At 57.3% G+C, this 25,017-nt stretch carries 21 protein-coding genes; 7 read left to right on the top strand and 14 right to left on the bottom strand.

The window, feature by feature from the left end; translation table 11 throughout:
* Positions 1–18 precede the first annotated feature (18 nt).
* The 7 genes from M2305_RS01660 to M2305_RS01630 form a co-directional block, all read right to left on the bottom strand.
* Positions 19–657, bottom strand: a complete 639-nt coding sequence (locus tag M2305_RS01660) for a DsbA family protein (protein ID WP_264648395.1) — start codon at positions 655–657, stop codon at positions 19–21.
* Complete coding sequence (locus M2305_RS01655; protein WP_211507516.1) at positions 658–1,287, bottom strand: thioredoxin domain-containing protein; 630 nt, start codon at positions 1,285–1,287, stop codon at positions 658–660. It lies immediately after the preceding gene.
* Between the two features lie 58 nt (positions 1,288–1,345).
* Positions 1,346–2,284: a hemolysin family protein gene (locus M2305_RS01650; protein ID WP_064274061.1), complete on the bottom strand. Its 939-nt coding sequence runs from the start codon at positions 2,282–2,284 to the stop codon at positions 1,346–1,348.
* Positions 2,281–2,769, bottom strand: a complete 489-nt coding sequence (ybeY, locus tag M2305_RS01645) for an rRNA maturation RNase YbeY (RefSeq protein WP_064274062.1) — start codon at positions 2,767–2,769, stop codon at positions 2,281–2,283. The genes M2305_RS01650 and ybeY overlap by 4 nt, the downstream gene beginning before the upstream one ends.
* A complete protein-coding gene (locus tag M2305_RS01640) occupies positions 2,738–3,922 on the bottom strand; it encodes a PhoH family protein (RefSeq protein ID WP_046899571.1) in 1,185 nt (394 codons plus the stop codon). The genes ybeY and M2305_RS01640 overlap by 32 nt, the downstream gene beginning before the upstream one ends.
* Positions 3,916–5,325 carry a tRNA (N6-isopentenyl adenosine(37)-C2)-methylthiotransferase MiaB gene (miaB, locus tag M2305_RS01635; RefSeq protein ID WP_264648394.1) on the bottom strand — a complete coding sequence of 470 codons (1,410 nt, stop codon included), beginning with the start codon at positions 5,323–5,325 and terminating at the stop codon, positions 3,916–3,918. The genes M2305_RS01640 and miaB overlap by 7 nt, the downstream gene beginning before the upstream one ends.
* A gap of 241 nt (positions 5,326–5,566) precedes the next feature.
* Entirely contained in the window at positions 5,567–6,523 is a 957-nt protein-coding gene (locus tag M2305_RS01630; protein WP_264648393.1) for a lysophospholipid acyltransferase family protein, read from the bottom strand.
* A 215-nt stretch (positions 6,524–6,738) separates the two neighbouring features.
* Between M2305_RS01630 and M2305_RS01625 the strand changes: the two genes are divergently transcribed.
* Together M2305_RS01625 and M2305_RS01620 are read left to right on the top strand one after the other, a co-directional pair.
* Positions 6,739–8,850 (top strand): autotransporter assembly complex protein TamA, encoded by a 2,112-nt coding sequence (locus M2305_RS01625; RefSeq protein ID WP_264648392.1) that lies wholly within the window; start codon positions 6,739–6,741, stop codon positions 8,848–8,850.
* Positions 8,850–12,989 (top strand): translocation/assembly module TamB domain-containing protein, encoded by a 4,140-nt coding sequence (locus M2305_RS01620; protein WP_264648391.1) that lies wholly within the window; start codon positions 8,850–8,852, stop codon positions 12,987–12,989. Before M2305_RS01625 ends, M2305_RS01620 begins: the two co-directional genes overlap by 1 nt.
* On the opposite strand, the gene M2305_RS01615 is transcribed toward M2305_RS01620, so the two are convergent.
* The 5 genes from M2305_RS01615 to M2305_RS01595 all read right to left on the bottom strand — a co-directional run bounded on the left by M2305_RS01615 (position 12,983) and on the right by M2305_RS01595 (position 17,423).
* Positions 12,983–14,560 carry a tetratricopeptide repeat protein gene (locus M2305_RS01615; RefSeq protein WP_264648390.1) on the bottom strand — a complete coding sequence of 526 codons (1,578 nt, stop codon included), beginning with the start codon at positions 14,558–14,560 and terminating at the stop codon, positions 12,983–12,985. The genes M2305_RS01620 and M2305_RS01615 overlap by 7 nt on opposite strands.
* A gap of 4 nt (positions 14,561–14,564) precedes the next feature.
* Positions 14,565–14,945, bottom strand: coding sequence for a response regulator (locus M2305_RS01610; protein WP_099210234.1), 381 nt, complete (start codon positions 14,943–14,945; stop codon positions 14,565–14,567).
* Between the two features lie 3 nt (positions 14,946–14,948).
* Positions 14,949–15,749 carry an SDR family NAD(P)-dependent oxidoreductase gene (locus M2305_RS01605; protein ID WP_064274068.1) on the bottom strand — a complete coding sequence of 267 codons (801 nt, stop codon included), beginning with the start codon at positions 15,747–15,749 and terminating at the stop codon, positions 14,949–14,951.
* Positions 15,750–15,906: 157 nt separating this feature from the next.
* Entirely contained in the window at positions 15,907–16,494 is a 588-nt protein-coding gene (locus M2305_RS01600) for a CarD family transcriptional regulator (protein WP_046899564.1), read from the bottom strand.
* 53 nt (positions 16,495–16,547) lie between these two features.
* On the bottom strand, positions 16,548–17,423 hold the full coding sequence (locus M2305_RS01595; protein WP_064274069.1) for a bestrophin family protein: 876 nt from the start codon (positions 17,421–17,423) through the stop codon (positions 16,548–16,550).
* Positions 17,424–17,657: 234 nt separating this feature from the next.
* Between M2305_RS01595 and M2305_RS01590 the strand changes: the two genes are divergently transcribed.
* The 3 genes from M2305_RS01590 to M2305_RS01580 are packed head-to-tail and all read left to right on the top strand — an operon-like array spanning position 17,658 to position 20,397.
* A complete protein-coding gene (locus M2305_RS01590) occupies positions 17,658–18,773 on the top strand; it encodes an S-(hydroxymethyl)glutathione dehydrogenase/class III alcohol dehydrogenase (protein ID WP_064274070.1) in 1,116 nt (371 codons plus the stop codon).
* A gap of 2 nt (positions 18,774–18,775) precedes the next feature.
* Complete coding sequence (gene fghA / locus M2305_RS01585) at positions 18,776–19,624, top strand: S-formylglutathione hydrolase (RefSeq protein ID WP_264648389.1); 849 nt, start codon at positions 18,776–18,778, stop codon at positions 19,622–19,624.
* Positions 19,621–20,397, top strand: coding sequence for a ribonuclease T2 family protein (locus tag M2305_RS01580; protein WP_211506678.1), 777 nt, complete (start codon positions 19,621–19,623; stop codon positions 20,395–20,397). Before fghA ends, M2305_RS01580 begins: the two co-directional genes overlap by 4 nt.
* Here the strand turns inward: M2305_RS01580 and hisI are convergent.
* A complete protein-coding gene (hisI, locus tag M2305_RS01575) occupies positions 20,391–20,801 on the bottom strand; it encodes a phosphoribosyl-AMP cyclohydrolase (RefSeq protein ID WP_264648388.1) in 411 nt (136 codons plus the stop codon). The genes M2305_RS01580 and hisI overlap by 7 nt on opposite strands.
* On the bottom strand, positions 20,798–21,607 hold the full coding sequence (gene ygfZ / locus M2305_RS01570; protein WP_264648387.1) for a CAF17-like 4Fe-4S cluster assembly/insertion protein YgfZ: 810 nt from the start codon (positions 21,605–21,607) through the stop codon (positions 20,798–20,800). Before ygfZ ends, hisI begins: the two co-directional genes overlap by 4 nt.
* A gap of 278 nt (positions 21,608–21,885) precedes the next feature.
* On the opposite strand from ygfZ, the gene M2305_RS01565 reads away from it, so the two are divergent.
* A complete protein-coding gene (locus M2305_RS01565; RefSeq protein WP_264648386.1) occupies positions 21,886–24,204 on the top strand; it encodes an adenylate/guanylate cyclase domain-containing protein in 2,319 nt (772 codons plus the stop codon).
* Positions 24,201–25,016, top strand: a complete 816-nt coding sequence (locus M2305_RS01560) for an MlaE family ABC transporter permease (protein ID WP_046899556.1) — start codon at positions 24,201–24,203, stop codon at positions 25,014–25,016. Before M2305_RS01565 ends, M2305_RS01560 begins: the two co-directional genes overlap by 4 nt.
* Position 25,017 lies beyond the last annotated feature (1 nt).

Below are 25,017 nucleotides of genomic sequence, written 5' to 3'. Positions count from 1 at the left end.
AAACGCCCTGAAAAGAGGTCAGGACGCCTTGGAGACCAGATCGGCAAACTTCTCGTAGGTTTCCGGGTCCTGATCGTAGTGCGTGTTGTTGAAGCGAAAATACGGCGTGCCCTGGATGCTGTAGGTGTCCGCATCCTTCTGCACCTGATTGAACATGGCCTGCATGAACGTCGTGTCTTCGCTGATGCTCTTGAACTGCGAGGCTGAGACGCCTGCCAGAGCGGACATCTGCTGAAGCCGCTGCATCGGGTCGCCACCCGAAGCGAACGCCCACTGCATCTGGCTGGAGAGCAGGGCGCCAATGAAAGGCACGTAACGGTCTTCCGGCAGTGAGCGGGCTACCATGGCGGCAGTCAGACCGACGCGGTCGCCACAGAAATCATGGAACTGATAGCGGATCTTGCCGGTATCAATGAGCTGTTCCTTGATCTTCGGGAATTCTTCCGTTCCGAAATGGGCGCAATGCGTGCAGGTCAGGGAAAACCATTCTTGCACCAGCACCTTGGCATTCGGATTGCCAATGATGCGCGGTCCCATGCGCGGGTCATTGGCAGGCAGGGCCGGCGGCGCATCTGCTGCACGGGCTGCCGTACCAGCAACGGCCAGCGCTGGTGCTGCGGACAGGATGAAACGGCGGGAAATCATGGGACGGGTCATTCAGGAAGCCTTTGCAACTGCTTTGGCGAACGCATCATAGCTGGAGACGACATCCGGTGCCGGAACGTCATTGATGCGGAAATAAGGAGTACCCTGGATCTGAAGGAAAGCACCATCGCGGTCCTGACGGTTCACAATGGCTTCACGCAGGGCATTGTCGGCATTGATCTTGTCGAATTCAGCCGCTGAGATGCCAGCAAGGACAGCGCGCTTTTTCAGTTCCTGCATGGGATCGATGTTTTGAGCGAATGCCCACTGATCCTGTGTCCGCAGGAGATCGTCCACAAAAGGGGCGTAGCGATCTGCAGGAAGAGACCGGGCTAGCATTGCGGCCAGAAGCGCGACCTGATCCAAGGGGAAGTCATGATAGCGATACCGGATTTTTCCGGTATCGATCAGGTTGGTCTTGATCTGGGGAAAGATGGTCTGTGCGAAGTGAGCACAGTGAGAACAGGTGAGCGAAAACCACTCATCGACCTGAACCTTGGCATCTGGCGATCCCAGAACGCGCGGACCCATCCGGGGATCAGTCGAGGGAAGTCCATTTTCTTCTGCATGCGCGGAAGAAAATGACGCAACTGCCGCAAGGGCAGGCCCGGCAACGAGAAATGCACGACGGCCAAGGGTCATGGACAAGGCTCCACTACGGACAAGATGTCCTACTCACAACGCTGATCTGGCTCAGACGTCAAGACCCGCGTTCGTCGTCCTGCTGTCCCGTATCGGGCAGGGGCTTCTTTTCCCAGCCTTCCGGCACCCGCATCCGCAAGGCTCGAATATGGCGCGCATCCGCATCCAGAACGCGGAATTCCAGCCCGCTCTCATGGGTCAGAACTTCGTCTTTTGCCGGAACGTGCTCCGCGAGACGGAAGACAAGTCCACCAACTGTCTCGATCTCGGCTTCGCGCTCGGCATCCGTGAGAACAGCCCCTAGCCGTTCCTCAAGCTGGCGGACGGGCAGACGGGCATCAATATCGAAAGAGCCATCCGCGCGCTCTACCCACGGGGTCGTTACCGGGTCGTCGTGTTCGTCCGAGATATCACCGACAATCGTCTCGATCAGATCTTCAATCGTGACGAGGCCGTCGATGCTGCCGTATTCATCAATGACAAGGGCCATGTGCATCCGCCGCTGACGCATCTGTAGCAGCAAATCAAGCACCGGAATGGTCGGAGCAATCATCAGAGGCTGACGAAGAAGCGGGCGGATGTCGAACGCCTCAGGATCATCAACATACGCCACCAGATCCTTCACATGGATCATGCCCGCGATATCGTCGAGCTGGCCGCGATAGACCGGCATACGGGAATGGTTTTCCCGACGCATGTGATCCAGGGCATCGTTGAAGGAGATGCTTTCGGACATGGCAATGATATCTGCTCGTGGAATCATCACGTCATCCGCCGTGATGTCTCGCAGGCGCAGGACATTCATGATGAGGGCACGTTCCTGCCTGTCCAGTTCCGGCTCATCTCCCGTCTCTTCGAACGGCTGGGCGGCTTCGTGGACAAGTGTAGCGATGGACTCGCGTAAACCCTGATCACGGTTGCGGCGGCCAAACAGTCCGAACAATCCGCGGGAATTCTTTCTACCGTCGTCTGAACGGTCAGTAATGTCTTCGCTCATGCCCGTCTTCCTGCCTGTCGCCATGGATCGCCAAAACCAAGCTGGCGCATCGTGCGGGTTTCAACCCCTTCCATGTCCCGGGCTTCGCCGGGAAGATAATGATCGTATCCTGCAAGATGCAGGGCCCCATGAACCACGAGATGGGACAGATGAGCGCGCATGCTGCGATGGGCAGCATCCGCTTCTTTCCGGACTGTCTCGTAACCCAGAATGATATCTCCGCCGTGAAGGGGAGAGACCGGCTCGAACGTCAGAACGTTCGTGGGTTTGTTCTTGTTGCGGAAGCGGGCATTGAGCCGCTTTACGATCCGATCTGTCGAGAGAAGAATCGACGGAGCAGGAGACCGGCTGAAATCCGGGCCACCCTGACGGGCGACGGCGGTGAGCGCACGATGGATCGTGCGCTCTGTATCAGAGACCGAGGAACGCCATCTGGCGTCCTCGATGATGATGTCAGTACCGGCGTGACGACTTGGAGGTTCCATTGTTATCCCGGCGCGGCCGATCCCGGAAATTATCCAGGGGGGCAGGCGCTTTCTGTTCATAGGCATCGACGATACGGGCGACCAGCGGATGGCGCACCACATCAACGGATGTAAAGCGAGTGATGCCGATTCCCTTGATACCTTCCAGGGTCTCGACGGCTTCCCTTAGCCCAGATGATACCCCGTTGGGCAGATCAATCTGACTGAGGTCACCTGTAACAGCCATGCGTGTGCCTTCACCCATGCGGGTCAGGAACATCTTCATCTGGGCTGGGGTCGTGTTCTGGGCTTCATCCAGAATGACGAAAGAGTGGGCGAGCGTTCTGCCGCGCATGAAAGCCAAGGGCGCAACTTCGATCTCGCCCGTGCCCATCCGTCGCACGACCTGGTCACCCGGCATCATGTCATTTAGGGCATCGTAAAGCGGACGAAGATAGGGGTCGATCTTTTCCCGCATATCGCCGGGCAGGAAGCCCAGACGCTCGCCGGCTTCAACAGCCGGGCGGGAAAGAATGATCCGGTCCACCTGTCCGGCAAGAAGCATGGCAACGCCCTGAGCAACAGCCAGATAGGTTTTGCCGGTTCCGGCAGGCCCAATTCCGAAAACCAGATCAGTCCGACCCAACATTTCCATGTATGCGGCCTGCCCATGAGATCGCGGAGCAATCACACCGCGCTTGGTGCGAATGGCCGGAAGATCGGTCAGAGGAGCAGACGTCGGAGAGGTCTGGAAATTTTGAGGAGCAGGTTTGTGCTGACCTGCTTCGCGACGAGGCTGTTGCTGCCTGGAGGGTGGGGCCGGGGGAACAGCAGCGCGTTGGCGTTCGTGATGCCGTGTAGGCAGCGCAGTCATTCGGATCACACCATCAACCTGCGAGCTGTCGATGGTGCCGCCCTGTTCGAGCTGATTGTACAGCGCAACGATAGCCGCCTGAGCGCGGCCTACGGCATCCGTTTCGCCTGAAATGGCGATTTTGTTGCCGCGGCATGAAAGCCTGACATTGAACCCCTCCTCAAGCTGGACGAGGTGTCTGTCATGATCTCCCAGAAGTCTCTGAAGGAGAATATTGTCATTGAAGCGCAATGCGACGGTGCGATTGCCTTCGGTACCACCAGGGGCGGCGACGGAGCGCGTCGGGGGTGTTGTCAGCAAGCGGAGGCTGTCTCCCGGATGAGGGTTCCACCAAGTGAGTTGGTCATGCGAGTGGTGATGGCGACCTTGGCGATGGTGCCAATCAAATGGTCCGGCCCTTCGAAATGAACGGGCTGGAGATACGGAGACCGGCCGGAGAGCTGTCCTGGCTTGCGGCCTTTCCCCGTAATGAGAATATCCTGAACCGTGCCGACCATGTCTGCATTGAACGCATCCTGCTGTTCACGCAGAAGGGCCTGAAGCTCTGCCAGCCGACGGGTCTTCACGTCTTCGGCCACCTGAAAAGGCTGGCCAGCGGCTGGGGTGCCGGGACGGGGGGAATATGTGAAGCTGTAGGCCATGGCGAAGCCGATATCGCGGACAAGCTGCATTGTCGCTTCAAAGTCTTCCTCTGTCTCACCGGGATGTCCCACGATAAAATCAGAAGACAGTGCCAGGTCTGGACGAGCTTCCCTCAGGCGACGGACACTCTCGCGATATTCATCCGCCGTGTGGCCACGGTTCATGGCTTTCAGGATGCGGTCCGAACCACTTTGAACCGGCAGATGGAGGAAAGGCATCAGGGCACGGTTATCACGGTGCGCGTCAATGAGGCTCTGGTCTACATCGCGCGGGTGTGAAGTCATATATCGGATGCGATCCAGCCGATCCAACTGGCCCAGCTCGGCAGCCAGCTCAGCCAGTGTTGCGCTTCCGCCCTGGCCATTGTCACCGTGATAGGCGTTGACGTTCTGGCCCAGCAGGGTGATTTCCCGAACGCCTGCAGCAACCATCCGGCGGGCTTCTGCCATAACCGATGCAACGGGGCGGCTGGTTTCCGCGCCTCGCGTGTAAGGAACGACGCAGAAGGAGCAAAATTTGTCGCAGCCTTCCTGAATGGTCAGAAAGGCAGTGAGATTGCCTGAAGATTGCGGCGCAGCTTCGGCGGGCAGGAAGTCAAACTTCTGTTCGGCCGGGAAGTCTGTTTCGATGACAGCGCCACCAGCGCGTGCGGCCCGAGCCACCATTTCCGGAAGGCGATGGTACGTCTGAGGTCCAAGCACCAGATCGACGTACGGCGCACGGCGAAGGATTTCTTCTCCTTCGGCCTGTGCCACACATCCAGCGACAGCAATGATGCTGCGATCCTGACCATTCTCAATTCGTTCATCACGAATTTTGCGCAGCCGTCCAAGCTCGGAGAAAACCTTTTCCGTAGCCCGTTCACGGATATGACAGGTGTTGAGAATCACCATGTCAGCAGCCTCAGGTGTGTCGACAGGACCATATCCCAGAGGGCGCAGAACATCGGCCATGCGCGCGCTGTCATAGACGTTCATCTGACAACCCCATGTAATGACATGCAGGCCATGACGGGCACGTTCGGCAGGGGCGGGCGCGGAGGCGGAAGTCTCGGTGGTCAAGGTTTCAATCCGGGGCTGGCAATATCAGGCACACACATCAGGGCTGCGGGCAGCGGGGTCAAGCCCATCCTGACAGAGGAAAGGTCAAACATGAGACTGGACCGGCATGTCAGACTGGCCTGAAGCGGCATCACCATCTCCGGATGGACGCTGAATTGCTCCCATCAATGAAACTGAAAGTGACGCGGCGCTCGCCTGCAAGTCAAGACAAACCTTGGGTTGATCCAAAGATAACTCGGGCTCAGTTCTGGTCGTCAGGAACAAGTCCCTGTCTGAGCTTTGCAGCGCCCTCGCTGACGGCTTGGAAGGTGGCGTTTGCCAGCTCTTTCCGGGAACGGAAATTTTCCGGATCCAGTGGTGGATGCAGCAGAATTGTAGCCCGCATCGAGCGCCATTGGCAGAAAGACCACAGGTGAGGCGTCAGATCCATGTCTCCGTACCAGGAGAAAACGGATCGGCGGCTGCGGCCGACTGGCAGCCCTTCCAGGCGATCATAAACGATAGACACAGGCTGGACGAGCGTTGGTGGAGGCTTTGGCATGCCAGCCTGATCAAGCCGTCCAGGCTTTGCGACAGCAAAGAACGAGGACAGAAATGGCAGAACACGGGAGCCGTCCGTCGATGTTCCTTCAGGGAACAGAACGATGTCATCTCCATTCCAGAGATGTTCGGTCATTTCCTGTAGCTCTTTGCCAGTATTCTGCCTGTTGCGGCTTACAAATATTGTTCTGCCCAGCCGCGAGATGGTGCCAATCAGTGGCCAGGAGCCAACTTCACCTTTCGCAACAAAGACAGTGTGAAGCGTGCCGCCAACAACAGGGATATCCAGCCACGAGCAATGGTTCGCGACATAAATGATAGGGCGCTCTCCGCGCTGGACGTCCTTGGCGTTCAGGATTTTTCCGGCTCTCGTGCCGACGATGCGGATCTGCAAGCCGAGAATACGGCTGATCATGCGCCAGAAAATCCGAGGCACCCGAATCTTGCCGGAGCCAGGAAGGCGAATGAGTACGAACTGGATGATAGAGACCCAGAATGCCCAGATCAGAACAGCTGCAAGCCTTGCCACACAGGCAGTGCGGCTGAAAGCAGAGAACTGGGTCGTTGCCTGTTCGGCCGGAAAATTGACACTTTCGTCAATGATCGGTCGGTTATGGCGACGGCGGCCGAGTGGTGGCTGAGCATCAGGATGGGGCATGGGTGCTGAGTGATAAGGATTTCAGGCGCTGGAGACAATCTCGTTTGTCTTACGAACATTGTATACCTGCCTCGAAAGGTCTTTCTGTCATGGACTTGACAGTGCGTCGTGGGGTACTGCCACAAGGGTATGCGGCCACATCCGATCGGTTCGCTTTTCGTGGTTCGGCCTCTTCGGGGTCGATCATTTCTCAAAACGGATTATCAGGACCTCCGGTGAAGTCACGCGGTCGCTCATCTGCTGTTTCCCTTTCTCTTGCCATCGGGGCAATGGCAGTCTGCTGCCATGCGCCCAGGGCCAAGGCAGATACGGCGCCTGTCGCCGGCGAAACTGCTGAACAGGCTGTTCCCTACAAGGTCACGATACAGCCAACGAAAAATGCTGACCTTGATGCCGCTGTAAATGCGTCCTCCCAGCTGCAATCGCTTCAGAATACGCATGCCGTCGGGCCCTATGCTCTCGCTGGTCGTATCAGGTCAGATTATGACCGTGTGGACACGGCACTGCAGTCTCAGGGGTATTATGCCGGGACGGTTACAATTCTTATCAAGGCGGGAGCACGAGAGTTAGACGGACGTGATCCGGCCGTGCCGGACGTGCTGAACACTCTTCCCAAAGACGCCAAAGTCACCATCACGATTTCCGTCACCAAGGGGAACCAGTTCCGCCTTGGTAAAATTATCCTGACGACACCGCCATCGAAAGTAGAGCCTCAACCGGACGTTTCCGGCGCTCCGAAAACAGCGCCATCCCCCAAAGGAAGTGCGGCGCCGGTCTCGAGTAAAGCTCAGACTGCCGATAAGATGGGGGCGGTTGATACTTCCGGGCAGGCCGCGGGGCAGGGAGTGCCGGTCGAGCTTACATCTGATGAACAGAAAGCCTTTAAGCTCAAGGCAGGCCAGCCTGCGATTGCTTCGGACGTTCTGGCTGCCCAAGGCAACCTGCTGACCCAGTTGCAGGAAGAGGGTTACGCCGTCGCGGATGTCTCTACGCCGCTGGCCTATCTCCAACCGCATGATGAGACCCTTGATATCGTCTTCCGTGTGGGGAAAGGGCCGAAGGTTGTCATCGGTCCAATCGGGATGGATGACCTCAAGCGTGTGCATCAGTCCTTTCTGCGGCGGCGTCTGACGATCCGGGAAGGGCAGCTTTACCAGCCCTCCAAGATTGAAGCGGCCCGTCAGGATCTGGCAGCAGTCGGCGTGTTCTCTTCCGTTCAGGTGCATAACGCGCCGCCCATCATCACACTTCCCGCAAGCCAGACGCTCATGCCTGGCGTTCTTCAGGCCATGCCGGTCAATTTCAGCTTCAAGGAAGCAAAAAGACGCACTGTTGCGGTGCAGGCCGGGTATTCGACAGATCTCGGTGGACGTGCCGGTGCAACCTGGACGCACCATAATCTGCTGGGCAATGCAGAGCAGCTCAAGCTCACAGCTCTTATTACGGGTCTTGGAGGATCAGCGCAGCAGGGGCTGGGCTATGACGTTTACGCGGACTTCAGCAAACCGGACTTCCTGCATAAGAACCAAAACCTGAGTCTACGTGTCGAAGCTATTCGTCAGCTTCTGTACTCCTATCATCAGACCGCCTTCCTCATCCGTGGTGGCATCGGACGTCGTCTCGGCAAGTTCTGGTATGTGTCCGGCGGCCTGATGGGCATGCAGGAGCAGATCCAGCAGTTCGGCGATACACGGAGCTACTTCATCGTATCGGCGCCTCTCAGTGCGGCCTACGATAGCACTCAGCTGGAAAATCCGATTGACCCGGCCACACATGGCGTTCGGGCCTCTCTGTCTGCCACACCTTCTGTGTCGCTGGAGAACGGAACATCGTTCTTCACACTACTGTCCGCGCAGGTCTCTACATATTTCGATCTGGCCAAGATCGGCCTGACGAAGCCGGGCAAGAGCGTTATCGCGGTTCGTGGAACAGTTGGGTCTGTGCAGGGCGCATCGACTTATCAGATCCCGCCAGATCAACGGCTCTATGCCGGTGGACCGGCGACAGTGCGTGGTTTCCGATATCAGGGTGTAGGCCCGCAATACGGTCATACGAAATATGCGATCGGTGGCACGTCACTGGATGCCGGCACAGTTGAGTTCAGGCAGAGACTGCCCATGAACCTCGGTTTGGCAGGGTTCGTGGACGCCGGACAGGTCGGCACAGGTTCTCGCCCCGGACAGGGAACACTTCGCGTGGGTTATGGCGGAGGGGTGCGCTATTTCACTCCTATCGGGCCAATTCGTGTCGATGTCGCGCTGCCGATGAACAGACCGGCCTACGGCGACAAATGGGAACTGTATATTGGTCTTGGAGAGACATTCTGATGCGCGCCCGCAGGATTATTCTCTGGATCGTCTCTCTCGTCATTGGCGTTCCGCTCGGGCTGGTTGTTCTGGCGCTGGTTGTCGTTCTTGTCGGGATCAATATCGGTCCGGGCCAACGCCTGATTGAACAGAAGGTCAGTCCACTCACAGGTGGAATGGTGCAGATCTCCGGTCTGTCCGGTGCGCTTCCGCAGCATTTGAAGCTTGTCCGGCTTGCAGTGAAGGACAGCAAGGGCGTCTGGCTCGAGCTGGATAACTTTGAACTGCGCTGGTCGCCCCTGTCCCTTGTGGGCATGGATGCGCACGTCAAGGTTCTGAGCGCTGAGCGCCTCGCTCTTCTGCGCAAACCAATTTCTGACACAACGGCAGAGCCGACTGAAACCCAAGCCAGTTCCAGCCCATCAAAGCTGAATATCCAAGTTGATCTGGATGCCCTGAAAGTCAGTCGGATCGAAATTGGTCCTGATTTCACGGGCAAGGCAACGCTATTCAGCCTGAACGGTCACGCTCATATTGCGTCTATCGCGCCATTCCTGAATGGCGTGACGATGCAGTCATTGCCCAAGATGGACATTGCCCTGCAACTGGCCCGTCTGGATGCGGCAGGGGGACTTACGCTTTCAGCCCAGACACCGAAAGATCGTTTGGCTCTCGCCGTTACCTTCAAGGAAGGTGTCAACGGCTTTGCAACCACACTCGGACAGCTTCCGCAGCTTGATCCTGTGGACATGCATCTGAACCTTGCAGGCCCCCGCACGGCGGCGGCCCTTGATTTCGGCCTGAGTGCTGGACCGATCACGGCATCTTCAACAGGGCAGATCAATCTCTACACCAACATCGCAAACCTGCACGTCAAGGCAAATGCCCCTGCGATGACATTGAAGCCTGGCATTGGCTGGAATGCGATTGCCCTGAACACGGATCTGCACGGTCCGCTCAAGGCTCCTGCCGGACAGGGGCTGCTGGATATTGATGCTCTGACTGCTGGCGGCGCATCCATCGGCCATCTGCACGCGACGTTCGATGGCACGGAAACCGCAAAGCCAGAAGATACCGTTGCCCATCTGCAAGCCGCTCTGGATGGCCTGCGGATTCCCGGAAGCCAGCCAACACTTCTGGCTTCGGCGCCTCTGACACTGGATGTGACGGCTCATCCTCTGGCAGCGACACTTCCGGTTGTCGCCAAGATTGACCATCCTTTGATGCACGTCGCAGCCAATGTTGATGTCAAGCCAGCGGCCAAGGGCCATGTGACACTGGCGCTGCCAGATCTGCATCCTCTTGCCGCGATCGGAAGTACGGATCTGAGTGGTAGTGCGGCCCTTGCGGCTGACTTCGCCATGCCAGTGACCGATCATGATGATCTGACACTTGAGAGCTCAGGCACGATCTCTGTTACGGATGGTCAGCCACAGGCTCTCCATCTGATTGGCAAGGATGGTCATCTGGCGCTTCAGCTCAGCAAGTCATCCGCCAATGTTCTAACGGTGAAGAGCTTTGGTCTGGACGGTCAGGCGCTGCATCTTCTGGTGTCTGCCGTTGTTGATCTGGCGCATGGCAACACGATGCAAACCAAAGCAACGGTTGCTCTTCCTGATCTGCGGCAGGCCAGCCCGGCGCTTCTGGGCAACATGACCCTGACGGCAACCGCCGATGGCCCTACCGATGATCTGGCTGTCAAAGCAGGGCTTGAGGGTGAGTTCGGTACGAAGGATGTCGCCAAGGGCCCGGTCGCGCTGGATGCTGATTTCCAGCATTTGCCCGGCCGGCCGCAAGGTACCCTGACGGCACATGGAACACTGGATCATGCCCCGCTGGAGCTGGATACAGCTGTTCAGAAAACGGATGACGGTGCTTTCCATCTCGATCTGAACAAATTGAGTTGGAACAGCCTGACGGGGCAGGGAAAACTCCGCCTTCCGAATGGCGCCAAAGTGCCGCTGGGTGATCTGGACGTCAGCATCAAAAATCTTTCGGATTTCCAGCGACTGATCGGGCAGGCCATCAAAGGCCATCTGGCGCTGTCCATTCATACAACTGAACCGCAGGGCGCGCCTCCACAGGTTAAGCTGGGACTGGACGGTGCACTCGGTATGGCTCAGGCCAGTGTGCAGGCTCTCAATCTAAAAGGAACGATTTCCAACCCGATTGATGATCCTGCTCCAGATCTGGCGCTGGATCTAACGGGTGTCCGCTCTCAGGACATCACCGGCAAGGCTCATGCCACAGTCAAAGGTCCTCAGTCCGCCATGGCGGTGACCCTGAATGGCGCCTTTCAGAACGTCATGGGTTCTCCGGCCAATGTGGATACAGCTGTTCTGCTCAACCTGCCCAAGAAGACGGTGCGTGTGGACCGTCTGACGGCCATGGCCAAGGAAGAGTATATCCGACTGGGTGGCCCTGCGAATGTCTCTTTCGGAGATGTCATGGGGGTCGATCATCTGCGGGCGACACTGGCCCCACAAGGTGTTGCGCCTGCAACGATTGATATTGCCGGGTCCATCAAACCTCGTCTGGCTCTGACGGCGACAGTTGACCGACTGACGCCTGCCATAGCCAAGCCTTTTGCCCCCGAACTTGCTGCCAGTGGTGTCATTTCTGCGAAGGCCAATCTGGCGGGAACGATTGACGCTCCTACCGGGACTGTCGCTCTGACGGCGCATGGCCTGAAAATGCAGACAGGCCCCGCAGCATCACTGCCAGCAGCCGAAATTCTGGCCAATATCGGTCTTGCCGGAAAAACGGCTAAAGTTGATGTGACGCTTGGAGCCGGGCCGAAAGTTGCCTTGGCTGTTCGAGGAACAGCGCCTCTTTCCAAGGAAGGAGCGATTGCACTGGCCACAACAGGTCATGTCGATCTTTCCGTTGCCAATGGCGTGCTTGGTGCGAGTGGAATGGCAACGAAAGGGCAGGTTGGCATCAATCTGAACGTCGCAGGCACGGCCAGCCAGCCACGGGCAACGGGACGTGTTGAGCTCCAGAACGTTTCATTTGACCACTATGCACAGGGTGTTCGTCTGACGGACATCAATGGTGCTGTTGTTGCTTCGGGAGATAGCCTCACGCTGGAGCACGTTCTGGCTCACGCCGGGCCCGGAACGATCGCACTTGATGGAACGGTTGGAATTTTCCGTCCCGGTCTGCCGGTGGACATCAAGGTTATTTCCGACAAGGCCCGCCCTGTCTCAAGTGATCTTGTAACAGCCGTCATCAACACGGACCTGCACATCCACGGTCAGGCCACAACGCGTGTGGATGTGGACGGAAAGATTGTCCTGCCAAGCGTGACGGTCAATATTCCGAACTCGATGCCAGCATCGGTCGCGCAGCTTGACGTAGTCCGGCCCGGGCAGAAAGCGCCGGACAATACTAGCAGCCTCATCATCGGGCTGGGGATTGATGTAATTTCGCCGGGACAGTTTGTGGTCCAGGGGCATGGCCTGGATGCGGAAATGCAGGGCCGCTTGCATGTGCGCGGCACGAGTAGTGCTCCGTCCATTACAGGGGGGTTCGATCTCAAGCGGGGCAACTTCAATCTGGCCGGAATTAATCTGAACTTCACGCATGGTCGCGTCGCGTTCAACGGAACGGGCGTCAATCACAAGCTGGACCCGACACTGGATTTCCGCGCGGACCGTAATGCCAAGGGAACGCTCGCCAGCCTTCTTGTCACGGGTTATGCCAGTGCGCCGAAGATCGACTTCTCGTCTGTACCGACTCAGCCTCGCGATGAAGTCATGGCTATTCTGCTGTTCGGAACGGATGCCCATTCACTTTCTACAACGCAGCTTGCAGAGCTTGCTGCTGCCGTCGCACAGCTTGCCGGCGGGTCATCATTTGATCCACTTGGAAAGGTGCGGAATGCCCTTGGTCTGGACCGACTAGCTGTCGGTGGCGGTGGTGGCGTTGATAACGGTGGGACCAGCGTGGAAGCGGGCAAATACGTTATGAAGGGCGTGTATGTTGGCGCAAAACAGGCCACCTCTGGCTCCGGTACGCAGGCTCAGGTCCAGATTGATCTGACCAAGCGGCTGAAGCTCAATACGACAGTCGGGACGGGCGGCCAGGTGACAGGCTTTACCACGCCCGAGAACGATCCCGGCTCAAGTGTGGGTCTGTCTTACGGGTTTGATTACTGAGCCTGAACGGCGTCTTCCAGAAGGACCTTCACGCGGGTCACGACGTCCGACCATTCCCGGAAACGGGTCTGGCGGACGATCCGCATCTGTGGATACCACGGACTGTCTTCGCGCTCGTGGAGCCAACGCCAGCAATTGTTGAAGCGGTCCATCATGATGACCGGTTTACCTAACGCCCCAGCCAAGTGAACCATGGACGTATCCACGGAGATAATCAGATCAAGGCACGACACCAGGGCGGCTGTGTCGTCCATGTCCAGACACTGGGGCATGAAGTCCACCAGCGGGGCCGGGAAATCCAGGCATTGAAGCGCTGCGTCATCTTTCTGCAGGGAGTAGAACGTAACGCCTTCTACATCCGCGAGGGGTGCCAGCGCCACAAGAGGCATTGATCGCTGACGGTCCACCATCTGCGCGCCAGTGTTTTCCGGGCGTGCCCCTCCGGCCCAGACCAGACCAACACGCAGATTACGATCAGCTTTCAGGGATTTCTTCCACTGAGACGCTTTGCCTGGATCAGCCGTCAGATAAGGAACGGGAGCGCCCATGGCGTCAGGTGTGGCCGAAAATGCGCGGGGAAGACTGATGAAGGGGCAGTGATAGTCAAAAGCAGGGGCCTCGCCGCCATGCTGAACAACGGCTACCCCTTCAACGCGACGGCACAGATCTGCCAGTGTTGAAGATCCCCAGATGTGCACAACTGCACCTGTTCGTGCCAGCGCAGGGATGTACCGAAGATACATCAACGTATCACCCAGTCCTTCCTCCTGCGTGACGAGCACGCGCTTGCCCTGAAGATTGAGAGTCGGGGAAATGTTGGGCAGGAGGGTGTCTTTGGGCAGGTTGGTGTGCCCGGGGACGCCAAAGCGCCACTCATGTTCTGTCCATCCTTGCGCCATTCGACCGCTCTTGAGCATGGCAATGGAATGGTTCAGTCGCAGGGCTGGTTCGTATGGAGCGAGCGGAATGGTCTCTCGATAGACGTTAGCTGACTCTTCCAGCCTACCGATATTGTTGAGGATCGCAGCTGTATTGCAGCCGATCTTCCAATCTTCCGGATGCTGGCGGCGCAGGTCATCCATAATGGACAACGCTTCGTCAAACCGGCCCTGTTCCGTCAGGTTCATGACGAGAAGATTAAGGGTATTTTTATCGTTAGGGCGTCTTTGCAGGCTCTCGCGGAAGGCGACATCGGCTTCATTGAAGCGCCCCATATGCATCAGAATTGTGCCGTAGGCATCCAGAAGACGTGTGTCTTGCGGGGAGAGGCGACGGCACTCCTTGATAAGCAGGAGCAGATCAGCCCGGCGCCGAAGGGAAGCTGCTTCTTCAATGAGGGCAGTGATGGCATGGCCGCCGAAAGGCTTGCTCGCTGCTTCAAGTTCTATCGCAGCCTGCGCGTACTGAGCGGAACGGAAAAAGGCACGCCCCTTCGCCAGATGAACGGCGTCACTCGGGGGGAGTGGCCGCAGAATGTCCAGTGCCTGTTTCGGATTGCCCGCCTGTATGGCGTTTTCAGCGCGGGTGAGGGCCTCACCATCCGTCGTAGAAGTACTTTGGCTAGCCGTCACAGTGTTATCCTGAAACAGGTTCAGCCATCTCCCGAAGTGCTTTCAGAATGGCTGCAAGCGAATAAGGCTTGGAGATAAAACGGGCCAGAGCCGGATTGTCAGAGGCTTCATCCCGCCGAAGGTCCCCATGACCACTAATGTAAATCACGGGGAGATCAGGCCATTTTTCTCTGGCCTGATGGCTAAGGCTCATGCCGTCCCCATCAGGAAGAGACATATCTGCCACGAGAGCATCAAGGCTGCGTTCAGCGGAAATACAGGCAATGGCTTCCGCGCAGTTACTGGCTTCCCTCACTGTAATCCCACTGTCTTGCAGAAACTCCACAAGACAGGTCCGGATCAGAAAATCATCTTCAATGATGAGAACAGTGAGGGAAGATGTCATAAATTACGAGGACCAGTTCTTTTCAAAGTCACCATACAACGTCAGGCCGCCATCAACAAAGAGGGTTTGACCCGTGATGTAGGTGCTGTCTTCGGCGGCCAGGAATGTGACGGCATCCGCGATCTCACGTCCTTCACCCGGGCGCTTCATCGGAATGTGGTCAGCCACGTTCTTGTACTGCTCTGGATCGTTGATCCAGGACATGTTGATCGGCGTCACGATTGCGCCAGGCGCAACAGCATTTACGCGGATGCCACGGCTTGCATATTCCAGAGCCAGCGTGCGGACGATGTTGCCCACGGCGCCCTTGGAGGCGGAATAACCAAGATAATGAGGCTTCGGGATGATCTGGTGCACAGAGGAGTTCACGATGATCGCGCCCTGAATGCCGTTTTCGAGCCAGTACTTGATGGCTTCGCGGCAGGGAAGCATTACGCCCGTCACATTGACGGCCATCACGCCTTCAAAGTCTTCCAGCTTGATGTCTTCAGACGGGGAAGGAATCTGATAGCCTGCATTGCAAACCAGCACATCCAGTCCACCCATGGCCTCAATGCTTTCGCGCATCAGGCGGCGGACGTCTTCTTCCTTGGAGATGTCACCCGTGGCGATCGGATGTTCACCGCCAGAAACCTTTGGAAGCTTGTCGCGGACAGCAATCAGCTTGTCTTCCTTGCGGCCATTCAGCGCAACCTGAGCGCCTTCTTCTGCAAAGCGTAAGGCTGTTGCCTCACCAATACCTTGGGACGCACCCGTAACGAGTACTTTCTTGCCGGCGAAACGATTGCTGTAAGGGGCGGGCATAGGTCCTCACCTCTCCTTGAACGTCAGTGATTTAAAGATGGGATAGGGCATCCGGGAGCGGCCTTCCGTGTCGCCAACGCGGAAACGGCCTGAAGGATGCTTTTCAAACTGTGATGTTTTCGTAATTACGCGAAAACATCACAGAATTCTGGAAGGCTCAGGCGGCCTTCATGGTCTTGGTCAGGCTCTCGAGGACCGTTGCGGGGTCCGTATTTTCGAGAACGGCAACTTCCGCAACAAAGCGCTCCTGTGCAGCTTCGAAAAGCTTACGCTCGGAGAAGCTGCCATCAAGGCTGTCGACGTTACGACGCAGGTCACGAAGAACTTCCGCAATCTGGATCAGATCACCGGAGTTGATCTTTTCCTGATAGGCGACAGCACGGCGGGCCCACATGCCTTTGCTGACATGCGGCTTGCCCTTGATGACCGTCATCGCCTTGTCCACGATATCCCGCGTCACGATCTTGCGGAGGCCAGCCTTACGGGCCTTCGCAAGCGGAATGCGGAGCATCATCTGATTGCCGGGGAACGAGATCTGGATCATCTCGATCATGGTATCGGCCACTTCGACCATACCAATCTTTTCCACGCGGCCTACGCCATGGGCGGCATAGACGATGGAGTCACCTTCGCTGAACGGGTCAGTGCCGTGTTCAGGGTCGGTTTGACGGGCGGTGTACTTGGCTGCGGCACGAGCCATTTCGTCGGTCATGCCGCCCTTCGGGGGGGTCTTGAAGGTGTTCATAGCCACGGATGATACCAGAAAAACCCCCTCCTGTCCTGCACTATCATGTCCAATCAGGGCTGAACGCCGTGCTTGGACTGAATGATGCCAGGAGCAGGCTCACCAATCGGCTGAAGCAGGTCACGCTCGATTGTCCGCGCCATCGTGTGCATCGGGAGGGCATGAACGCTGGCAATAAACGGTTCCTGCAGGTCACGGCCACTGCGATCCAGCATCTGGAACAGAAGCCCGATGACACTGGAACCAAGTGGCGTAATCCACCCCAGGGTCTGCACGGCAGAAAGCGGCAGAATGATGCAGAAAAGATGCGTTGCGATTTCAGGAATGACCGAATACTGCACCGGGAGCGGCGTATTGCGGATACGCTCAAGGCCGCCCTGCGCATTGGCGATGTCGGACAGGATGCGGTCCACGGTGCCATGGACGGCGCCGTCGATATTCTTGAGAGCTACTTCCTGCTGCACACCAAGACCAATTTCGTAAAGCAGGGCGTTTGCCGTGTTGGAGCAGGCGAAGACTTTTTCACGGATATCGGACGGAAGGAGGCGATCTACTTCCTCGCCGGTCTTGTCGCCACGCAGAGCGGCGCGCAGGACATGCGGGTAGGCTGCCATCAATCTGGCCAGGTCAGGCCGACCGCCGAGCAGGGATGCAGCCTCACGGCCAAACGACCGGCAGTTGTTCGTGATGGAGCCCCAGAGGGTTCGTCCTTCCCACCACCGGGCATAGGCCGCGTTGTTGCGCATGCCCAGAAAAATGGCCAGTGCGGAGCCCATGAGAGAAATTGGCAGCGCTGGCTGGTCCATCCACTCCTGATGATAGATCTGGAAGAGAATGACGACCACGAGGTCCCAGAGCGCCAGAATCAGAAGAGGCGGCAAGGACTCTCTGAAAAGAATGGCTAGCCCGTGTTGGCGATTGACGATCAAGCCTGTGCTCCTTGCCTGAAAACGGTATGGCCGGTGAAACTAACCGTGAAAAGTGTGACCGGCCAACACCAAAAGATGTCCACTCTCTTGCACTCTTTTGCCACTCGAACTGGAAAAGAAACCTTTCGAGCGTCAAGTGTCAGGGCATGAGAAGAGTGTGAAGCGTAACGCGGCTCTTGCGTCCCGTTTCCCTCATGAGACACTTTGTACACATATATCAGGGAGCCAGTTCAGATGGATGTCATCGCCGCGATTGCCTTTGAGGCCGGAAAGCCTCTTGAAATTGACACCGTGCAGCTTGAAGGCCCGAAAACGGGTGAAGTTCTGGTCGAGATCAAGGCGACTGGTCTGTGTCACACGGACAAGTACACGCTTTCCGGGCAGGACCCTGAGGGCCTCTTTCCGGCCATTCTCGGGCATGAGGGCGCGGGCATCGTTCGGGAAGTGGGGCCAGGCGTCAAACATCTGAAGCCGGGCGACCACGTCATACCGCTTTACACGCCTGAATGCCGTGAGTGCCCGTCCTGCCTGTCTCGCAAGACCAATCTGTGTACGTCCATCCGCTCCACACAGGGCAAGGGCGTCATGCCGGACGGGACATCCCGGTTTTCATACAAGGGTCAGCCCATCCATCACTATATGGGGTGCTCGACCTTCGCGAATTTTACGGTTCTCCCGGAAATTTCCCTTGCGAAAATTCGTCCTGACGCTCCGTTCGACAAGGTCTGCTACATCGGTTGCGGTGTCACGACTGGCCTCGGGGCAGTCATGTTCACGGCCAAGGTGGAGCCGGGATCGACTGTCGCCGTGTTTGGGCTTGGCGGGATTGGCCTGAATGTCATTCAGGGCGCTAAGATGGTCGGGGCGACACGCATCATCGGTATTGACGTCAATCCGGCCCGGGAGCAGATGGCCCGCGAGTTCGGCATGACGGACTTCGTTAACCCCAAGGATCTGGGCCCGAACGGTGATCTGGTGGGGCATCTGGTTGAGATGACCGGCGGCGGCGCAGACTACACGTTCGAATGTGTGGGAAATGTCACCCTTATGCGGCAAGCTCTGGAAAGTGCTCATCGTGGCTGGGGTGTGTCTTGCGTGATCGGCGTGGCCGGGGCAGGGCAGGAAATCAGCACGCGCCCATTCCAGCTTGTGACGGGTCGCCGCTGGATCGGTTCAGCCTTCGGTGGGGCGAGGGGCCGCACAGATGTTCCCAAGATTGTGGACTGGTACATGGATGGACGGATCGACATTGATTCCCTCATTACCCACAAACTCAAGCTCTCCGAAATCAATCACGGTTTTGACCTCATGACGCGCGGCGAGAGCATCCGCAGCGTTGTGGAGTATTGAGCATGACTGATGTTGAGACGCTTGGGCAGCATGCCTGTTGTGGCGGGTCTGTCCGTTTTCTGAGGCATCAGTCGGCTGAGCTGGGCGTGCCTGCAACTTTTGGGATTTTTCTGCCCAAAGAGGCTCTGGCAGGCGAAAAGGTTCCGGTTATTCATGTTCTCGGCGGTCTGACCTGTACGCACGAGACTTTTCTCATCAAGTCAAATGCCGTTCGTTTCGCTGCGGAACACGGCATTGCGCTTGTGGCGCCTGATACGTCTCCCCGGAACACCGGAACAGCCGGTGAAGATGATGAATATGACTTAGGAACCGGGGCTGGGTTCTACGTGGATGCGACGCACGCTCCATGGAGTGCCCATTACCGGATGGAGAGCTACATCCGGAAGGAGCTTCCCGCTCTGACCGAAAGCCTGTTTCCGCTGGATGGAAATCGACGCGGGATCATGGGCCATTCCATGGGCGGCATGGGGGCTCTCAATCAGGCCCTAAACCATCCGGAATTCTGGAAAACAGTTTCAGCCCTCGCGCCCATCTGTCATCCCAGCGTTATTCCCTGGGGGCGGAAGGCCTTTGATGCTTATTTCGGCGGAGACCCTGCGAAGTGGAAGGAATGTGACCCCACGCTTTTGCTGCGGAGCGGGCATAAGCATCCAACGTCAATTCTCGTGGATCAGGGGCTTCAGGATCAGTATCTCGCTGACCTCCGTCCAGACGCCCTTGTTGAAGCGGCGAAAGAATGTGGGCAAGCGCTGGACATGCGCCGGCATGACGACAGTGACCATTCCTACTGGTTTATCCAGACTGTCATTGCTGATCATCTGAGCTATCACGCCAAAGGACTGAAGGCATGAGACGTCTTGTAGTTGCCGCCCTGCTTGTTCTGGGGGGCTGTGTGTCGTCGCAGGCTCCTGTTGGGCCAGCTTTGACCCCTGTCACGCATGCGGATTTCAGCCACGATACACTGGCCCTGACCTGGCAACCCGGCTTTTGTGCAACGGGCGGAGGGTGCCTCACAGGGCAACCGCATAACCATCTGATCGGGCTACACGGACTCTGGGCATCCGAGCCGCACGCTCTGGAAGCGCAGGCAGTGCCTGTGCAGCAGTGGTGGATGAAGGGGTGCGATATTTATGACCATGACGACGCGCCGCCAAAGCTTCAGCCTGCCACTGAGAATGCGCTGGCAAGCGTTGTGCCACACCTCAAGCACCCGCTGCATGTGCATGAATATACCAAGCATGCGCGTTGTTTCGGATATGACGCTGACAAGTTCTTCGTCACGTCCATGATCCTGCGGGATCGTTTTGCGTCTTCAGCTTATGGACAGTGGCTCGCACAACATAGCGGCTTTCAGGTGAAGAAAGACGATCTGCTGTCGATGTTCGTGCAACTCACGGGCGTTCGGGAGGAAAGAGCGCTTCAGTTTCAGTGTGAGCCTGACCACGAGGGTCGCGTTGTCCTGACGCAGTTCTGGTTCACTCTGGACCCGAAGAAGCTTTCAGTCTTCCCGGGGAATGGTGCTTATCTTTCGTCCCCGCAGGTGCAGGACAATTGCCCGGCAACGTTCATGATGCCGGGTTGGCCGCTGCCAGGAGCAGCGGTGCCGGTTAACGTCAGTCAGTGACCGTATAGTTCTTTGGTGCTGATTTCGGGCTGTGCGGTGTCGCGCAGCCCGTCTGGTGTGACGCCATGATAAAAACAGCTGCGACGCCCGGTGTGGCAGGCGACGCCAGTTTGATCTACAATCATCAGCACGGCATCCATGTCACAGTCCAGTCGGGCTTCAATAAGATGCTGCTGCTGGCCTGACGTTTCACCTTTGCGCCAGAGAGACTTTCGGCTCCGGGACCAATAACATACACGTCCCGTCAAAAGTGTTTCCCGCAGAGCATCCGCATTCATCCACGCAAGCATGAGAATGACGCCTTTCGTGTCCTGCGCGATGGCGGAAATCAGACCATTCGCATCGAACTTCGTCTGGCTGACAATGTCATCGACGGTGGCGGGGGCAGGCGGGGTATAGGTCACGAACGCATCTCCAGAGGGAACCAGTCAGGCCACACAACGGAGACTGGTTTGCCCTCAAAAGCAAGGTCTGGCGACAGCCACGCTTCACGCCGGAGGAGGGCCAGAGCGTGCGATCCATGACGTGAGCGCACTTCACCGACCTCTTTGTCACCCATCGTGAGAATGCCGCCCGTTTCCGGAAAAGTACCCTCTTTCACCGTGACTGGCAGGATGCGGCGGCGGAGAAGACCACGATAGTGGGTGCGGGCTGTCAACTCTTGCCCCATGTAGCAGCCTTTTTTCCATGACACGCCGTGCAGCAGGTCCAGATTGGCTTCCAGCGCGAGCGTTTTTTCGCTCTCGAAGTCGTCCGTGTCGGGAAGGCCAAGAGAGAGACGTCGGTCCAGCCAGTCATGACCCTGTGTGGTTTCGACAGGCGGCTGGGAGACAATCGCTCGCCATCCAGCATTCTCGCAGCGCGGGTCGGGCGCGGAGCAGAGCGCTTCAGGAGGTATCGTCTCAGTGGCACCAACAATGACATGCAGTGCTGTCAGTTCAATTTTGACATCTGCACGCAAACGAAAGCGCGACAGCTTTTTGAGCAGCATTTCTGCATGCTCTGATGGACAGTCCATCAGAATGCGATCGCCATCGCTGAAGAGAAAAAACTCGCTCAGCCATCTGCCCTGCGGCGTCAGAAGGGCGCTCCAGACCGCGTTACCAGGTGAGAGGGACTGAACGTCGTTCGTGATCAACCCTTGCAGGAACGACGCTCGGTCAGCGCCTGAAAAAGTCAGGACAGAGCGGTGGGGGAGCAGTTCAATCATGGGAGGCACCGGGGCATGCGTGAATGAAAGGCGGGGCAGTATGATATGCTGCCGACGGAAGACGAATAAAAGAGGACTTGTACGATACGGATTAAGCTGTCTCTTTGTACAGAGCAAGAATTGACGAAAGTTTATTGGAAGCAGGCAAAAAACCTGCTGGTTCGAGCGTTCGTTCAGTATCGTATGGGTTGCGGTAGATTAATCGGCAGGAGATATTGGCATGTCAAAGCCTGTCAGAAATACCATCAGACTATCCGTGCTTCCGGAGTAACACGCCCTTGTCAGCTGCCGAGATTGTTGATCCGACACGTAGCCCAGCCAGTAGCCGGCAAAAGGTTCTGCAGTTTCTTGGGCCTATTGTTGGTGTGTTGCTGGTCATTGCCGCCATTATTGCGATCAGTCTGCACAACTATCGGACAACCCGTCAGGGCGCGATTGCGCTTTCCTCGGACCTGCTGCGCAGTCAGCAGAAGTATGTGACGGAAGAGGTCCGGAATTATCTGTCTCCGGCATCTGACAGTGCAAGCATTGCCCCGGACATGTTTGGTTCACCGCTGACGGATGCGTCACCAGACTCGTTCATGCTCTATGGCCGTTCCATGCTGGCTCATACGCCCCAGGTGGACAGCTTTTATCTGGCCAGTGATCAGGGCCAGTTCTGGATGGTGACACGACACGGCAAGGACTACGAGCAGACGCATTTTCAGGTCGAGAATGGTCATGAGGTCTATCGGCACACATACGTGGACCAGAATGGCACATATCTGGGCACGGCGTTTGATCCGGCTGATAAATATGATGTCACGGCGCGTCCATGGTTTCAGGGCGCCATCAAAAGGATTGGACGGGGAGACGGAGCGCTCTACTGGACCAACCCTTACGCATATTTAGCGGCTCGCGAGTTTACCATCACCGCTTCCATTGCCTTCCCGATGAAGGATGGGCACAACGCGGTTTTTGCTACCAATATCTCCCTGAACCGGCTGACGTCTTTTCTTAACGAGCTTCAGGTTGGCCGCAGCGGTCGAGCTGTGATCGTGGACATGAAGGGACAGATCATTGCCGGGCATAATATGGGCGAGGATGGGGCGGAGCCGTCCTTCGATCCCGCCCATATGCAGCTTGATCCGAAGACGCAGCCTGTTTTCATTCGGGCTCTGAATACTTTCAGGGTCAAAGGACCTGGGCCGGGCCTCGTGACGGCGCGCAACAAGAATTACGTGACCATCGCCGCGACGCTCCCCTTCGTGCACAGGCGCTGGGTTCTGTTGCTGAATGCGCCAGAAAACGACTTCTCGGACTTTGCCGTTACAGCGCGTCGTCAGAACCTCTGGTTTTCAGCACTGGTCGTCGGGCTGGCCTCTTTGCTGGCGCTCGGGTTGATCATACAGGGGCGGCGTATCGAACGCCTGCGCAAACGGCTTGAAATTGGTCGTGAGCAGATGCGCGCGGAAAATGCCTCTTTGTATGAAATTGCCAGTACCCCGGATCTGTTTGAAGCGTCTCACGATGTCCCGATCCTGACCGAAGCTCTGGCAGCGCGGACCGGCTCCCGTCGGGCCAGCCTCTGGCGATTGCTGCCGGACGGAGAACGTCTGCTGTGCGAAGACGCTTTTGATCCCGTGCGGGATGTTCACAGCACGGGCATCGAGATTACGAAACGCGAGCACAGCAAGCTTTTCGATGCTTTGATGGAAGGGCATTCCCTTTTCATTGAAGATGCGCGTCAGGATGAGCGCAGTCAGAATTTCCAGCGCATCATCATGCGATCCGTCGAGGCCAAGTCGCTCGTCTTTCATCCGGTTATGCGTGGGCATCAGGCTGTTGGTGTTATTGTTTTGGAAGATCCCTCCAGAGCAGACGCGATGGAGCATATTGTTGCGATTGTTTCGTCTGTCGTGGCACTACGGTTTTCCCAGGCTCTGGATCAGGGAGACCAGCAGGCTGGAGCGCGTCCAAGCGTGTCGCATGAGCTGAAAGACACGCGTTACGATGAGGGATTCCTCCTGCCACCAGGTTCGGGTGTTCAGGACGGCGTGGTGCCAAGTGGGATTTACCCGCAGGTGCCGGTCATGGTGATTTCCTTCGCTGATCCTTATGCAATGGATAGCCACAGCGCCGAACGCGCCATGAAAGTTGTCTCGTCGCTCAGCGAGGATATTCAACGCATTGCCCGGGAAACAGGACTGTTCTCTGTTCAGGTGGTGAGTAACCGTCTGGTGCTGGTTGGCGGATGTTCGCAGGAGCCCGATCCGGGTGCTGTGCTGCGTCTGGCAGATGCTGCAGTCTCCATTCGTGAAGCCTGCTTGTCCCTCCTAGCGTCCGTAGATATTGATCCGGTCTTCCGCGTGGGCATTGATGTTGGGCCTGTTATGGCCGCGATGCTCGGCAAGGAGCCGTCCGTCTTTAATCTGTGGGGCGAGGCTATCAATGTGGCTGAGCTTCTGGCTGCCAGCGCGCCAGATGCCGGGACAATTCAAGTTTCGGAACAGGCCTATCTTCAGCTTCGGGAGCATTTCCTCTTCAGAGCCCGGGGCATGTTTTATCTGCCAAACAGCGGCGTGACCCGCAGCTTCATTCTGGCAGGGCGGCGATGAAAACCCGCTTCGATCGTATTCCGCGCGTGCAGAATGCTCTGGGCACCCTGGGGCATTTTACCCGGACCCAGATGCGGTTCACCCTGATGGTCATTGGTGCTTCCTGGGGCGTTATTCGTGTTGGTCTGTCACCGACGTCATGGCGCCGGACTGTGCGGATTGAATTCTGGCATTCCCTTCAGCAGGCCACAGGCGGCGGTCTTCTCAGTGTGTTGGTGACGGCCGCTCTGACAGGGTTTGGGATTGTGGCGCAGGCCGTTTACTGGCTGGGTTTTGCCGGGATGGCCCAGATGACGGGCTCGATCCTGTCCACTGTGATGGTGCGGGAGATTGCTCCGGTGCTGGTTGGCGTCATTCTTCTGGGGCGTTCCGGGATGTTGATGCTGACGGAACTGGGAACCCTGACGACGGGTGGTCAGATGCGTGTTCTGACGGGCATGGGGATTGATCCGTTCGTAGCGTTCCTGCTGCCGCGAAGTCTCGCCATGACCATCAGTGGGTTCACGCTGGGCATCATCTTCAGTTTGACGGCATTGCTGGTCGGTTATGCGGTTTGTCGTGTTGAAGGTGTTATCACCATGCCGGTCTGGGCGTTTCTGGATCAGGTGGTGAGCAGTATGCACCCGGTCGACTATTTCGCCATTCCAGCCAAATTCATTTTCAGTGGCTTTGCGGTCGGTGTGTGCTCGTGCCTGTCGGGAATGGATGCAACAACCGAAGACGACCTGTCGTCCCTGATGCCCCGAGGATTTGCGCGTGGCATTCTGTCCATCATGACGATTAATGTCGTCCTCAGCGTCTGGCTGGGTTGAT

The organism is Gluconobacter cerinus (assembly GCF_025961355.1).
Classification (GTDB): domain Bacteria; phylum Pseudomonadota; class Alphaproteobacteria; order Acetobacterales; family Acetobacteraceae; genus Gluconobacter; species Gluconobacter cerinus.
Note: the sequence above shows the minus strand (reverse complement) of the source record. Positions and strands in the feature narration are given on the sequence as shown.

Excerpts from the sequence above, each read along its gene's own strand:
- M2305_RS01660 (WP_264648395.1), bottom strand. The coding sequence starts at position 657 with ATGACCCGTCCCATGATTTCCCGCCGTTTCATCCTGTCCGCAGCACCA.
- M2305_RS01655 (WP_211507516.1), bottom strand. The coding sequence starts at position 1,287 with ATGACCCTTGGCCGTCGTGCATTTCTCGTTGCCGGGCCTGCCCTTGCG.
- M2305_RS01650 (WP_064274061.1), bottom strand. The coding sequence starts at position 2,284 with ATGAGCGAAGACATTACTGACCGTTCAGACGACGGTAGAAAGAATTCC.
- ybeY (WP_064274062.1), bottom strand. The coding sequence starts at position 2,769 with ATGGAACCTCCAAGTCGTCACGCCGGTACTGACATCATCATCGAGGAC.
- M2305_RS01630 (WP_264648393.1), bottom strand. The coding sequence starts at position 6,523 with ATGCCCCATCCTGATGCTCAGCCACCACTCGGCCGCCGTCGCCATAAC.
- M2305_RS01620 (WP_264648391.1), top strand. The coding sequence starts at position 8,850 with ATGCGCGCCCGCAGGATTATTCTCTGGATCGTCTCTCTCGTCATTGGC.
- M2305_RS01610 (WP_099210234.1), bottom strand. The coding sequence starts at position 14,945 with ATGACATCTTCCCTCACTGTTCTCATCATTGAAGATGATTTTCTGATC.
- M2305_RS01605 (WP_064274068.1), bottom strand. The coding sequence starts at position 15,749 with ATGCCCGCCCCTTACAGCAATCGTTTCGCCGGCAAGAAAGTACTCGTT.
- M2305_RS01600 (WP_046899564.1), bottom strand. The coding sequence starts at position 16,494 with ATGAACACCTTCAAGACCCCCCCGAAGGGCGGCATGACCGACGAAATG.
- M2305_RS01590 (WP_064274070.1), top strand. The coding sequence starts at position 17,658 with ATGGATGTCATCGCCGCGATTGCCTTTGAGGCCGGAAAGCCTCTTGAA.
- fghA (WP_264648389.1), top strand. The coding sequence starts at position 18,776 with ATGACTGATGTTGAGACGCTTGGGCAGCATGCCTGTTGTGGCGGGTCT.
- M2305_RS01580 (WP_211506678.1), top strand. The coding sequence starts at position 19,621 with ATGAGACGTCTTGTAGTTGCCGCCCTGCTTGTTCTGGGGGGCTGTGTG.
- ygfZ (WP_264648387.1), bottom strand. The coding sequence starts at position 21,607 with ATGATTGAACTGCTCCCCCACCGCTCTGTCCTGACTTTTTCAGGCGCT.
- M2305_RS01560 (WP_046899556.1), top strand. The coding sequence starts at position 24,201 with ATGAAAACCCGCTTCGATCGTATTCCGCGCGTGCAGAATGCTCTGGGC.